The following is a 12,162-nucleotide window of genomic DNA, read 5'->3' as shown; positions in this document are numbered from 1 at the left end:
ATGGCGGAACCCGAGAGCATCGTCCCGCATCACGATCTCGCGCCGCCGCGCGAGGGGCATCTGCTGTTTCTCGCCTGCCTCGCGCCGCTGATCGGCGTGGCCTCCGGCCTCGTCTGCGCGCTGTTCCGGCTGGCGCTCGAGGCGGCGGTGCATCTGCGCGTGGTGGCGGTGGGCGCGGCGCGCACGCTCGGCCCCGCCGGGCTGCCGCTCGTGATGCTGGTGATGGCGGTGCTGGTCGGCGCCGCCGCCTGGATGGTGCGCCGCTTCTCGCCCCATGCCTCGGGCAGCGGCATCCCGCATGTCGAGGCGGTGATCGAGGGCGAACTGCCGCCGGCGCATGGCAATCTGCTGGTCGTGAAGTTCATCGGCGGCGTGCTCGCGATCGGCTCCGGCCTCGCGCTCGGCCGCGAGGGGCCGAGCGTGCAGATGGGGGCGAGCATCGCCCATACCGTCGGCCGGCTGTTCCGCCGCGACTGGGCCGATTGCCGGGTGCTGATGGCCGCCGGCGCGGGCTCGGGCCTCGCCACCGCCTTCAACGCGCCGATCGCGGGCGCCGTCTTCGTGCTCGAGGAGCTGGTGCGCCGCTTCGAGCCCCGGATCGCGATCGTGATCCTCGCCGCGACCGCGAGCGCGATCTCGGTGGCCCGCGTCCTGCTCGGCGACGCGCCGGACTTCCACGTCGACGTTCTCGATTACGGCGACCCGCTCACGCATCTGCTCTACGGCGTGCTCGGCATCGTCGCGGGCTTCGCGGCGATCGCGCACAACCGGATGATCCTCGGCGGGCTCGCGCTCGCCGGGCGGCTCTCCTTCGTGCCGGTCGAGATCCGGGCCGGAACGGTGGGCGCGGTGGTCGGGCTGCTCGCCTGGTACCTGCCCGACATGATCGGCGGCGGCGACGGGATCACCCAGGCGGCGCTGCTCGGGCAGCAGGCGCTGATGATGATCCCGCTGATCCTCGTCCTGCGCATGGTGCTCGGCAGCGCGAGCTACGCCGCCGGCACGCCGGGCGGGCTCTTCGCGCCGATGCTGGTGCTCGGCGCGCTGCTCGGGCTCGGCGTCGGGCTGGTGCTGCATCGCCTGCTGCCCTTCGTCGACATCCAGCCGGCGGCCTTCGCGGTCGTCGGCATGGCCGCCTTCTTCGTCGGCGTCGCGCGGGCGCCGGTCACGGGAATCGTGCTCGTGACCGAGATGACGGCGAGCGTCGATCTGCTGGTGCCGATGCTCGGCGCCTGTTTCGCGGCGATGCTGGTGCCGACGCTCCTGAAGGATCCGCCGATCTATGACAGCCTGCGCGCGGCGACGCTGCGGCGCGAGGCGGAGCGGCTCTCGCGCGGCTGAGCCGGCGGCGGCGCGCTCAGCGCCCCGCCGCCCAGGCGTCGAGCCGGGTGCGCAGCGTGTCGCTGCGCCGGGTCGCGAAGAGCACGTTGTCGATCCGCGTCGTGCCGTCGGCGAGCGGCACCACCTCCAGATATTCGGTCCAGGCCGGCGCCTTGCCGCCCGGCATCGAGCGGGTGATCTGCACGATCGCGGCGTTGCGGGTCCGCGCCTCGCAGACCGGGACCGGGTTCAGGTAGCTCTGGAACAGGACGTTCGGCGCGGGCATCCGGGGATTGCCCGAGGCCGCGCGGATCTTCTCGACGAGCGAGGGCGTCAGGATGTCGCGGAGCCCGTCGAGATCGCCGGCGAGCGAGCGGGCGCAGAATTCGGCGCCGAGCGCGTCCCAGTCGTAGCGGCTCTTGCTCCCGGCGCTTGCGGCGGAGGTCGCGATCGAGACCGCGAGCACGGCGGCGGCGATCAGCGGGTGGCGGATGGACATGGGTTCAGACGACTCCGATCTGGTCGAGTTCCAGCGCGAGCGGCGCGGGAAGCTCGGGCTCCGCGGCCGCCGCGACATCGGGCGGCGCCTCGGCCGCCGGCAGGTAGCGCCAGCCCTGGAACGGGCGGCGCGGCCGGGGGGCGGTGCGCGTGACGACCGGATCGAGCGTGATCGCGCAACGCTCGATCCCGTCCGCGCCGGTCCGGGGGTCGAGCGACAGGATCCGCTGGCGGGCGAGGATCAGCCCCTTGAACACCCAGTAGAGCGAGCCGCCGTCGAGCAGTTCCTCCGCGCGCCTCGGCCACATCCGCGTCACATGGCTCGGCAGCGGCGTCCGGCCGGCGGCGCGCGCCTCCTCCATCCGGGCGGCCTGCCAGGAGACGAGATCCGACACCTCGGCGGCGCCGACGCAGAGTTTCACGAGATGAAGCGAGGCCGACATCCGAATTCCGTGGTGCGCGACGGGAACGGGGGGACACTATGCGCTCCGGCGGGGAGCGTCCAGTCGAGCCGGCGTGATCGCGGGGCGCGCCGGCGGCCGGGACTTGCCGGCGCCGGTCCGGCGCGGCAGGATCGGGGCGCCGGACCATCCCACCCCGGCGGGAGGAACGCCGAATGCCGAATGTGGCGACGCTCGCGGACAAGCGGGCCGTCGAGGCCGAGATGCCGGTCGAGCGCCGCTGGGAGGCCCGCGCGCCCTACGAGCAGCTTGTCAGGACCGCCGCCGCCCATCCCGCCCGGCCGGCGCTGTCCTTCCAGCTGCGCGCCCGGCCCGGCGACAAGGCGGTGCGTCTCGACTGGGAGGCGCTTCGCGCCGAGGTGACGCGCGCGGCCAACGCGCTGCGCCGGCTCGGGATCAGGCCCGGGGACGCCGTCGCCTGCGTGCTGCCGAACGGGATCGAGGCGCCGGTCGCCTTCCTCGCCGGCGCGACGGCGGGGCTGGTCGCGCCGATCAACCCGCTGCTTTCGCCCGAGCACATGGCCGCGCTGCTGCGCGAACTCGGCGCGAAGGTCGTGGTGACGCTCGCCCCCTTCCCGCGCTCGGACGTGGCCCAGACCGTGGCCGCGGCGCTCGCCTCCGCCCCCTCGGTCGAGACGGTGATGACGGTCGACCTGCGGCCCTACCTGCCGCGGCTGCTCGGCTTCGCCGCCGCGCTGGGCCGGCCGAAGGTCGCCTGGCCCGCGCGGGTCCGCGTGCTCGGCTGGCGGCGGGCGCTCGCGCGGGAGCGCGCGGAGGGGCTCGATTTCGAGGATGCCGAAACGGATCGCCCGCGCGCCGCCTTCCATACCGGCGGCACCACGGGCCTGCCGAAGCTCACCCGTCACCGCGCGCGCGGCATGCTCTACAACGGCTGGTGCGGCGCCTACTATCTGATCGGCCCCGAGGACGTGCTGTTCTGCCCGCTGCCGATGTTCCACGTCTTCGCCGTCTATCCGGTCTTCATGTCCTGCCTGATGTCGGGCGCCGAGATGGTGATGGCGACGCCGCAGGGCTACCGCGGCGAGGGGGTGTTCGAGAATTTCTGGAAGCTCGCGGAGCACTGGCGGGCGAGCTTCCTCGTCACCGTGCCGACCGCCGCCGCCCGGCTCGCCCAGGTTCCGGTCGACGCCGACCTGTCGCGCCTCCGCCTCGCGCTCTGCGGCTCCGCCGCGATGCCGCGCGAACTCTTCCAGCGTTTCGAGACCGCGACCGGCACCAGGATCATCGAGGGCTACGGGCTGACCGAGGCGACCTGCCTCGTTTCGGCCAATCCGCCCGCCGGCGAGCGGCGAATCGGCAGCGTCGGCCTTCCCTTCGCCTATACCGAGGTCAGCATCCGCGACCCCGAGCAAGGCGCGGTGGAGCTCGGGCCCGGACAGGCGGGGGAGATCTGCGTGCGGAACCCGGGCGTCTCCCCGGAAACCTATTACGACCCGGCGGCGAACGCGCGGATGCTGACGCCCGACGGATACCTGCGCACCGGCGATCTCGGCCGGATCGACGCGGAGGGCTATGTCTGGATCACCGGCCGGGCCAAGGACCTGATCATCCGGGGCGGCCACAACATCGACCCGGCGGTGATCGAGGAGGCGCTGGCCCGCCATCCCGCGGTCGCCTTCGTCGGTGCCATCGGCCAGCCCGACGCCCACGCGGGCGAGGTGCCGGCGGCCTATGTCGAACTGGTCGCGGGCGCCGCGGCCGAGGCGGCGGAGCTGCTCGCCTTCGCCCGCGCCGGGATCGCCGAGAAGGCGGCGGTGCCCCGGCATGTCGAGATCCTCGACGAACTGCCGAAGACCCCGGTCGGCAAGATCTTCAAGCCGGACCTCAGGCGCCGCGCGATCGGCCGCGTCTTCGACGCCGCGCTCGCGGAGGCGGGATCGGGCGCGCGCGTGATCGAGGTGGTGGAGGATCGCCGGCTCGGCCTCGTCGCGGAACTCGTCCCCGGACGGGCGGGACCGGACGAGGATCTCGACCGCGTCTCGCGCGCGCTCGGCGGTTTCGTGGCGCCTTGGCGCTGGCGCGAGGCCGGCGGCGGCGAGGCGGCGGATTAACCGCGGCAGGGTGCTTTCCCGCCGTGCCATCCTGCCCTAGCTTGCGCCCGGCGAGCGACGAGGAGCCGGCATGATCAACGGATATGTTCTGAACGAGGGCCGCCTGAACCGGCTGAAGGAGCCGATGGCGCCGGAGTCGCGGCCGATCTGGCTCGACCTGCTCAATCCGCTGCCCCACCACAGCCGCGACATCGACGCCCGATTCGGCATCGAGGTTCCGACGCGCGAACTCCGGGAGGAGATCGAGGAATCGAGCCGGCTCTACGCCGACGGCGAGGCCATCTACATGACGGTCTCGCTGCCGGTCCGGACCGAGCTCGACCTGCCGCTGCTCGTGCCGGTGACCTTCATCCTGACGCCCGAGATCCTCGTCACCGTGCACGACTACGAGCCGCGCGCCTTCCAGACCTTCCCGCAGCGCGCGCAGCGCCTCGACACCGGCTGCCGGGACTCGGCCACGCTGCTGCTCGCGCTGCTCGACGCTGTGGTGGACCGGCTCGCCGACATCCTCGAATCGGTCGGGCGCGAGATCGAGAAGCTCTCGCGCGAGGTGCTGCACGTGATCCCGGGCGAGAAGGCGCATGACTACCGCCTCGTGCTGCGCCAGATCGGCCACCATGGCGAGGTCGTCTCGCACGTGCTGCAGAGCCTCGTCTCGGTCGAGCGGATGCTGGTCTTCCTCGGCCCGGCCGCGAGCGCGCGGATGGCGACGAAGGAGGCCCGCGCGCGCCTCAAGTCGCTCGGCCGCGACGCGCGTCACCTGACCGAGCACGCGAATTTCCTCGCCCAGAAGATCAGCTTCCTGCTCGACGCGACGCTCGGCATGATCGGGATCGAGCAGAACGACACGATCAAGATCTTCTCGGTCGCGGCCGTCGTCTTCCTGCCGCCGACGCTCATCGCCTCGATCTACGGGATGAACTTCGTCGACATGCCGGAACTGAGCTGGTACTTCGGCTATCCCTTCGCGCTCGGGCTGATGATCTGCTCGGCCTGGCTGTCCTACTGGATCTTCAAGCAGCGCGGCTGGCTCTGACGCGCGCGCGCGATCAGGGCCGGTCCCGGCTCGCGGGGGCCGGCGCGGGGACGAGCCGCCGCCGTTCCGCCGTCAGGACCACGAGCGCGTCGTCGAGCCGCTCGGCCAGCGCGGGCATCCCGTTCGCCGCGGCGTAGACCCTGAGTTGGGACAGGATGTCGAACAGCTGATCGTCGTTCTCGGGCAGATACATGGAGACCCTCGGCGCCTTCCGGGCTTTGTTCCGCCATAGATCGAAGGCGCGGCCGATGCCAGCGACTTTTCGCGGCCAGCCGCCGGATCGGCGGATTTTCACTTGAAAAGTTAATGGCTTCGCGCCCTTCCCGCTCGGGTTTTGCCTTCGCTCCGCTTTCGTGCTGAGATGGGCGTCCGGCCCTCTCCGGGCCGGTCAGAAGGGAGGGCGCGCGATGGACGCTCTGACACCGGTCGCCGTGCAGGCGATCGCGGGACTGCTCGGCGGCGGGATCGCCGGCAACCTCATGGACGTGGCGGCGATCCGCACGCCGCCGAAGGTGCTCGTGAGCCTGATCGGCGGCGTCGCGGGCGGCGCGCTCGCCGGGCTGGCGCTCGGCGTGGGCGCGGTCGCGGTGGTCGCGCCCGATCCGGCGGTCACCGCCGACGTGACGAGCCGGGTCAATTTCGCCGGGCTCGGCGCCTGGGTCGGGGGCGGGTTGATCGGCGGCGGCCTGCTCACCACCGTGAGCGGCGCGATCGGGCTCGGCCGCTGAGGCTCACCAGTGCGGCGGCGGCTGGTTCGGATCGGGCGCCTCGTCCGGCAGCGCCGCCTCCGCCTGGGCGAGCCTCAGCGCCAGGACGCGGCCTTCCGCGCGCAGCCGGTCGATCACCTCGCCCTGGTCGCGGACGACGTCGGAAAGCTCCTCGACGCGAAGCTCGAGATGGGTAAGCGCGATCTCGAGCGCGGTCAGCCGGTCCGGATCCGCCGCCATCAGCCGGCCTTCGTGTCCGAGGCGGCCTCGGCCCGCTCGACGAGCAGCTTGTCGATGCGCCGCCCGTCCATGTCCACGACCTCGAACCGCCAGCCGAAGGCGGTGAAATCGTCGCCGGCCGCGGGGATCCGCCGCATCCTCTCGAGCACGAATCCGGCCAGCGTCGCATAGCCGTGCCCGCCGAACTGCTCGACCTCCAGCAGTTCGGCCACCTCGTCCACCGGCATGCCGGCGTCGAGCAGCCATGAGCCGTCGGCGCGCCGCACCGCCTCCGCCTCCTCGCCGGGCCCGCCGTCGGGCACGTCGCCGGCGATCGAGGTCAGGATGTCGGTCGGCGTCACGACGCCTTCGAGCCCGCCGTATTCGTCGACCACGATCGCCATGTGGACGGGGGTGACGCGGAACTGCTCGATGAGCTGGAGCGAGGGCATGTCGGGGCTGACATAGACCGGCTGGCGGGCGATCGAGAAGAGATCGCCCCGTCCGGTCTCCGAGAGGGCGAGCACGTCGCGCACGTGCACGACGCCGATCACGTCCTCCGACCCTTCCGAGGCGCGCAGCGGGTAACGCGAATGGCCATGCGCGCGGATCGCCTCCAGCGTCTCCTCCATCGAGTCGGAGGCGTTGAGCCAGCTCAGTTCGCGCCGCGGCACCATGATGACGCGTACCGGCCGGTCGGCGAAGCGGAGCACGCCCTCGATCAGCTCGCGCTCCTTGACCTCGAAGACCCCGCTCTCGGTCCCCTCGGCGATCATCGCCTTGACCTCCTCCTCGGTCACGGTGCTCTGGTCGCTCGCCTTCACGCGGAGCAGCCGCAGCACCGTCTCGGTCGAGAAGCGCAGGAACCAGACGATGGGCGTGCCGACGGCGGCCAGCATGGTCATCGGCCCGCTGACGACGGCGGCGATCCGCTCCGCGTGCTGGAGCGCGAGCCGCTTCGGGACCAGTTCGCCCACGATCAGCGACAGATAGGTGGTGACCACGACGACGAGCACGAAGGCGAGCGGATCGGACCAGCGCGCGAGGCCGGGGATCCGGTCGAGCAGTTCGGAAAGCGGCCCGGCGAAGGTCGCGCCGCTATAGGCGCCGGCGACGATGCCGATGAGGGTGATGCCGATCTGCACCGTCGAGAGGAACCCGGTGGGATCCTCGGCGAGGCGCAGCGCCTTGGCGGCCCCCCGGTTGCCTCCCTTCGCCATCTGTTCCAGCCGGACGCGCCGGGCGGAGACGATGGCAAGCTCCGACATGGCAAAAAAGCCATTGAGCAGGATGAGGAAAAGAACGACGAAGAGTTCCCAGACCGGCATTCGCTACCCGCGTCTTGCGCGGGCCTCCCTTGATCGCCCCCGAGCCGGGGCTGCCAGTCCTCGTATACGTGCTGCCCCGCGCGGCGCAAAGGCATGGTTGCAAAAGGTCGCGATGCTTCGCCGGATGGCCGGCGGGGATCGCGCGAAAGGAGAAGACGACGGTGCAGGCTTTCTCGCCACGCGATCTGCGCGACGCCCTGGGGCGGTTCGTGACCGGCGTGACGGTGGTCACCACCCGCGCCGAGGCCGGACCGCTCGGCATGACGGTCAACAGTTTCGCGAGCGTGTCGCTCGACCCGCCGCTGGTGCTCTGGTCCCCGGCGCGCCGGTCGAGCCGGTTTCCGGCCTTCGAGGCGGCGCCCTATTTCGCGATCCACGTGCTGAGCGCCGGCCAGCGCGACCTCGCCGAGCGCTTCGCCCGCCCGGGCGCGGCCTTCCCCGACATTCCCCACGAGACGGGAATGGGGGGCACGCCGCTGCTCGACGGCGCGGTGGCGCGGTTCGAATGCCGCCACGCCGCCGGCCACGACGGCGGGGACCATCTGATCGTCGTGGGCGAGGTGCTGAGGCTCGTCACCGCCGACCTGCCGCCGCTGGTCTTCAACCGGGGCGGCTTCACCACGCTCGGGGGGCTGGAGCCGCCCGGCGCGGGCGGCTAGGCTCGCGCGCGTCGAAACGGAGGGACGAAGATGGCGGTGGCGGATCAGTTCGCAAAGGTCGTGGCGATGATCGGCGCCGCGGCGATTCTCGCGCGGCGGCGCGGCGGCGGGGCGACGCCGCCCCAGGCCTTCGGCGCGGCGCCCGCGATCCCGGAGGCGCGGCCCCAGGGCATCCCGACGCTGAAGCTGCCGACGGCCACGGGCTGGCACGGCGGCCGGACGCCGGTGGCGGCGCCGGGGCTCCGCGTGAACGCCTTCGCCCGCGACCTGCGCCACCCGCGCTGGATCGAGACGCTGCCGGATGGCGACGTGCTGGTCGCCGAGGCCAGGGAGCAGAAGGGCACGGTCCGCGGCGCCTTCGACTATGCGATGTATGCGACGATGAAACGCGCCGCCGCCGTGGGCGAGAGCGCGAACCGGATCTCGCTCCTGCGCGACCGCGACGGCGACGGCGTCGCCGAGACCCGCGAGACCTTCCTCGACGGCCAGCGCCAGCCCTTCGGCATGGCGCTCGTCGACGGGACCTTCTACGTCGGCAATACCGACGGCATCATGGCCTTCGACTACGCGCCCGGCGCGACGCGGCTGAGCGGTCCGGGACGGCGGATGACGACCTTCAAGCCCGGCGGCCACTGGACGCGGAGCCTGATCGTGAGCCCCGACCGGCGCCGGATCTACTGCGGCGTCGGCTCGCTCAGCAACATCGGCGACAAGGGGATGGAGGCCGAGGAAGGCCGGGCGGCGATCTACGAGCTCGACCTCGCCACCGGCCGGTCGCGGATCTTCGCCTCCGGCCTGCGCAACCCGGTCGGCCTCGCCTGGGAGCCGGGAACCGGCGCGCTCTGGACCGTGGTGAACGAACGAGACGGGCTCGGCGACGAGACGCCGCCCGACTACCTGACCGAGGTGGTCGAGGGAGGCTTCTACGGCTGGCCCCACTGCTACTGGGGCCAGACGGTCGACGACCGCGTGCCGGCGAACCCGGCGCTGGTCGCCACCGCGCGCACCCCGGATTACGCGCTCGGCGGGCACACCGCCTCGCTCGGCCTCTGCTGGATGCCGGAGGGCACGCTGCCGGGCTTCGGCGCGGGCATGGTGATCGGCCAGCACGGCAGCTGGAACCGCTCGGTGCTCTCGGGCTACCGGATGATCTTCGTGCCCTTCGAGAACGGCCGCCCCGCCGGGCCGGCGCGCGACATCCTGACGGGCTTCCTCTCCGAGGACGAGAAGAGCGCCTATGGCCGGCCCGTCGGCGTCGCCCTCGCGCCGGGCGGCGGGCTTCTGCTGGCCGACGACGTCGGCAACGTCATCTGGCGGGTGACCGGCGCCTGAGACCGGCCCGTTCCGGGCGGTGGCGCCGCCTCCGGCGCGGCCCGCGCGCGGCGCTCCGCCGGCGGCCCGCTTCCTTCCCGTGCCTCATGCGGGCATGAAACATCGGGCAGTCCGTCCCGGCCAAAGGGCCGGGACGAGGGGCCCCGCCATCGGGCGGGGAGAAGGCGACTCCGGCCAGGGGGCCAGCCGCGGTAGCGGCTATTTCGCCGGGATGCGCAGCACCTGGCCCGGATAGATCTTGTCCGGATCGCTCAGCATCGGCCGGTTCGCCTCGAAGATCTCCTTGTAGCGCGCGCCCTCGCCGAGCGTCTTCTCCGAGATCGCCCAGAGCGTGTCGCCCTTGACCACGGTGTGGAACACCGGCTCGCCCGGATCCGGCGCGGAGATGTCGTCCTCGACCTTGGCCACGCCCTTCACGTTGCCGGTGGCAAGGATGATCTTCTCCTTCTCCTCCTGGCTCAGCGCCTTGCCCGAGACCTTGACCTTGTCGCCCTCGACCTCGACCTTCAGGTCGTCGGCCTTGAGCCCGAGATCCTCGATCTCCTTGCGGAGCGCGTCCGGCGTCGGCGCCTCCTCCGGCTCCTTCGCCTCGGCGGGGCCGATCCCGATCGCCTTGCCCGCGCCCTTCACGAAATCCCACAGTCCCATCGCGTCCTCCTCAGCGCCATGCCGGAAGGATAGAGCCACGCCGCGACGATCGGGGCAAGGGCCGCGCGGCTCAGGCCGCGCCGTCGGTGAATTGCAGCCGGGCGAGCCGGGCATAGAGCCCGCCCTCGGCGACCAGCGCGCCATGGGTGCCCTCGGCGATGATCTGGCCGTCCTGGAAGACGAGGATCCGGTCCGCGCGCTTCACGGTGGCGAGCCGGTGCGCGATGATGAGCGTGGTGCGCCCCTCCGCGAGATGGTCGACCGCGGTCTGCACCAGCCGCTCGCTCTCGGCGTCGAGCGCGCTCGTCGCCTCGTCGAGCAGCAGCACCGGCGCGTCGCGCAGGATCGCCCGGGCGATCGCGATCCGCTGCTTCTGCCCGCCCGAGAGCATCACGCCGCGCTCGCCGACATAGGTGTCGTAGCCCTGGGGCAGCCGGGTCAGGAAGTCATGCGCCGCCGCCGCGCGGGCCGCGGCCTCGACCTCGGCGTCCGAGGCGCCGGGCCGGCCGAAGCGGATGTTCTCGCGCGCGCTGGTGGCAAAGATGACCGGCTCCTGCGGCACGAGCGCCATCTGCGCGCGCAGATCGGCGCGGCGGAGCGCGTCGACGGGCACGCCGTCGAGCGTGACCCGGCCGGCGTCGGGATCGTAGAAGCGCATGAGAAGCTGGAAGATCGTGGTCTTGCCCGCGCCCGAGGGGCCGACGAGCGCCACGGTCTCGCCCGGCGCCACGCGCAGCGACAGCTCGCTCAGCGCCGCCGTCTCGGGGCGCGAGGGATAGCGGAAGGTCACGTCCTCGAAGACGATCTCGCCGCGCGCCCGCGCCGGCAGGCTCCGGGGCTCGGCGGGATCGGTGACCGTGTCCTCGGCGGCGAGCAGTTCGACCATCCGCTCCGTCGCCCCGGCGGCGCGCTGCAATTCGCCCCAGATCTCGGAGAGCGCGGCGGCGGAGCCCGCGACCATCACCGCGTAGATCACGAACTGCACCAGCTCGCCCGAGCTCATGATCCCCGTCCGCACGTCGCGCGCGCCGATCCAGAGCACGCAGACGATCGAGGCGAAGACGAGGAAGATCACGATCGCCGTCAGCACCGCGCGCGTCAGGATCCGCCGCCGCGCCGCGTCGAAGGCGGCCTCGGTCAGCGCGCCGAAGCGCGCGCGGCTCGCGAGCTCATGGGTATAGGCCTGCACCGTCTGGGCGGCGAGCAGGCTCTCGGAGGCCTGCGCGGTCGAGGTCGCGATCCGGTCCTGGCTCTCGCGGCTCAGCACCCGGAGCCGGCGGCCGAGCGCGAGGATCGGCACGATGACGAGCGGCACCCCGATCAGCACGAGGCCCGTCAGCTTCGGGCTGGTCCAGAAGAGCAGCGCGAGCCCGCCGATCAGCGTCAGGATGTTGCGCAGCGCGATCGAGACCGAGGAGCCGATGACCGAGAGCACCACGGTCGTGTCGGTCGTGAGCCGCGACAGCACCTCGCCGGTCATGATCTTCTCGTAGAAGCCGGGGCTGAGGCCGATCACCTTGTCGAAGAGCGCGCGGCGGATGTCGGCCACAACACGCTCGCCGAGCCGGGTGACGAGGTAGAACCGCGCCGCGGTGCCGAGCGCCAGCAGCGCGGCGATCGCGGTGGCGGCTCCGAAATATTCGTCCATCAGCCCGGCGGACTGGCTGAACCCGTCGATCACCCGCCGCACCGCGAGCGGGAGCGCGAGCGACAGCCCCGCCGTGACCGTCAGCGCGACGAGCGCGCCCCAGACCAGCGGCCGGTAGGGCGCGAGAAAGGGCGCCAGCCCCCGGAGCGGCCCGATGTTGCGGGCCTTCGCCCTGCGATCCCCGTCCTTCGCCCGCGCCATGGCTCACTCCCCGTTCGCTGACCGCGCAATAGC

13 protein-coding genes are annotated in these 12,162 nt (G+C 72.3%); 6 read left to right on the top strand and 7 right to left on the bottom strand.

Going from position 1 to position 12,162, the window contains the following annotated elements:
* The gene (gene clcA / locus FJM51_RS03680) at nt 1–1,341 is read left to right on the top strand and encodes a H(+)/Cl(-) exchange transporter ClcA (protein WP_140452757.1); all 1,341 of its coding nucleotides are present in this window, start codon (nt 1–3) and stop codon (nt 1,339–1,341) included.
* A gap of 16 nt (nt 1,342–1,357) precedes the next feature.
* Here the strand turns inward: clcA and FJM51_RS03675 are convergent, their stop codons facing one another.
* A complete protein-coding gene (locus FJM51_RS03675) occupies nt 1,358–1,819 on the bottom strand; it encodes a hypothetical protein (RefSeq protein WP_140452756.1) in 462 nt (153 codons plus the stop codon).
* Nucleotides 1,820–1,823: 4 nt separating this feature from the next.
* On the bottom strand, nt 1,824–2,261 hold the full coding sequence (locus tag FJM51_RS03670; RefSeq protein WP_140452755.1) for a DUF1489 family protein: 438 nt from the start codon (nt 2,259–2,261) through the stop codon (nt 1,824–1,826).
* 173 nt (nt 2,262–2,434) lie between these two features.
* Here FJM51_RS03670 and FJM51_RS03665 point away from each other — a divergent pair, with 173 nt between their 5' ends.
* The gene (locus FJM51_RS03665; protein WP_140452754.1) at nt 2,435–4,351 is read left to right on the top strand and encodes an acyl-CoA synthetase; all 1,917 of its coding nucleotides are present in this window, start codon (nt 2,435–2,437) and stop codon (nt 4,349–4,351) included.
* A gap of 70 nt (nt 4,352–4,421) precedes the next feature.
* Nucleotides 4,422–5,387 (top strand): magnesium transporter CorA family protein, encoded by a 966-nt coding sequence (locus tag FJM51_RS03660; protein ID WP_140452753.1) that lies wholly within the window; start codon nt 4,422–4,424, stop codon nt 5,385–5,387.
* Nucleotides 5,388–5,400: 13 nt separating this feature from the next.
* On the opposite strand, the gene FJM51_RS03655 is transcribed toward FJM51_RS03660, so the two are convergent.
* Nucleotides 5,401–5,580: a hypothetical protein gene (locus FJM51_RS03655; protein ID WP_140452752.1), complete on the bottom strand. Its 180-nt coding sequence runs from the start codon at nt 5,578–5,580 to the stop codon at nt 5,401–5,403.
* A gap of 214 nt (nt 5,581–5,794) precedes the next feature.
* Between FJM51_RS03655 and FJM51_RS03650 the strand changes: the two genes are divergently transcribed.
* A complete protein-coding gene (locus FJM51_RS03650; RefSeq protein WP_140452751.1) occupies nt 5,795–6,115 on the top strand; it encodes a hypothetical protein in 321 nt (106 codons plus the stop codon).
* A gap of 3 nt (nt 6,116–6,118) precedes the next feature.
* Here FJM51_RS03650 and FJM51_RS03645 read toward each other — a convergent pair whose 3' ends face one another.
* Together FJM51_RS03645 and FJM51_RS03640 are read right to left on the bottom strand one after the other, a co-directional pair.
* Entirely contained in the window at nt 6,119–6,334 is a 216-nt protein-coding gene (locus FJM51_RS03645) for a SlyX family protein (protein WP_140452750.1), read from the bottom strand.
* Nucleotides 6,334–7,641: a hemolysin family protein gene (locus FJM51_RS03640; protein WP_140452749.1), complete on the bottom strand. Its 1,308-nt coding sequence runs from the start codon at nt 7,639–7,641 to the stop codon at nt 6,334–6,336. The genes FJM51_RS03645 and FJM51_RS03640 overlap by 1 nt, the downstream gene beginning before the upstream one ends.
* Nucleotides 7,642–7,802: 161 nt before the next feature.
* On the opposite strand from FJM51_RS03640, the gene FJM51_RS03635 reads away from it, so the two are divergent.
* Both FJM51_RS03635 and FJM51_RS03630 read left to right on the top strand, forming a co-directional pair.
* The gene (locus tag FJM51_RS03635) at nt 7,803–8,300 is read left to right on the top strand and encodes a flavin reductase family protein (protein ID WP_210240200.1); all 498 of its coding nucleotides are present in this window, start codon (nt 7,803–7,805) and stop codon (nt 8,298–8,300) included.
* Nucleotides 8,301–8,330: 30 nt separating this feature from the next.
* Complete coding sequence (locus FJM51_RS03630; RefSeq protein ID WP_140452748.1) at nt 8,331–9,632, top strand: PQQ-dependent sugar dehydrogenase; 1,302 nt, start codon at nt 8,331–8,333, stop codon at nt 9,630–9,632.
* Between the two features lie 198 nt (nt 9,633–9,830).
* On the opposite strand, the gene lysM is transcribed toward FJM51_RS03630, so the two are convergent.
* Together lysM and FJM51_RS03620 are read right to left on the bottom strand one after the other, a co-directional pair.
* Entirely contained in the window at nt 9,831–10,280 is a 450-nt protein-coding gene (gene lysM / locus FJM51_RS03625; protein WP_140452747.1) for a peptidoglycan-binding protein LysM, read from the bottom strand.
* A gap of 70 nt (nt 10,281–10,350) precedes the next feature.
* Nucleotides 10,351–12,129 carry an ABC transporter transmembrane domain-containing protein gene (locus FJM51_RS03620; protein ID WP_140452746.1) on the bottom strand — a complete coding sequence of 593 codons (1,779 nt, stop codon included), beginning with the start codon at nt 12,127–12,129 and terminating at the stop codon, nt 10,351–10,353.
* Between the last annotated feature and the right edge of the window lie 33 nt (nt 12,130–12,162).

This window comes from Amaricoccus solimangrovi (genome assembly GCF_006385685.1).
Lineage (GTDB): Bacteria > Pseudomonadota > Alphaproteobacteria > Rhodobacterales > Rhodobacteraceae > Amaricoccus > Amaricoccus solimangrovi.
This window is presented reverse-complemented; position numbering and strand designations above follow the sequence as displayed.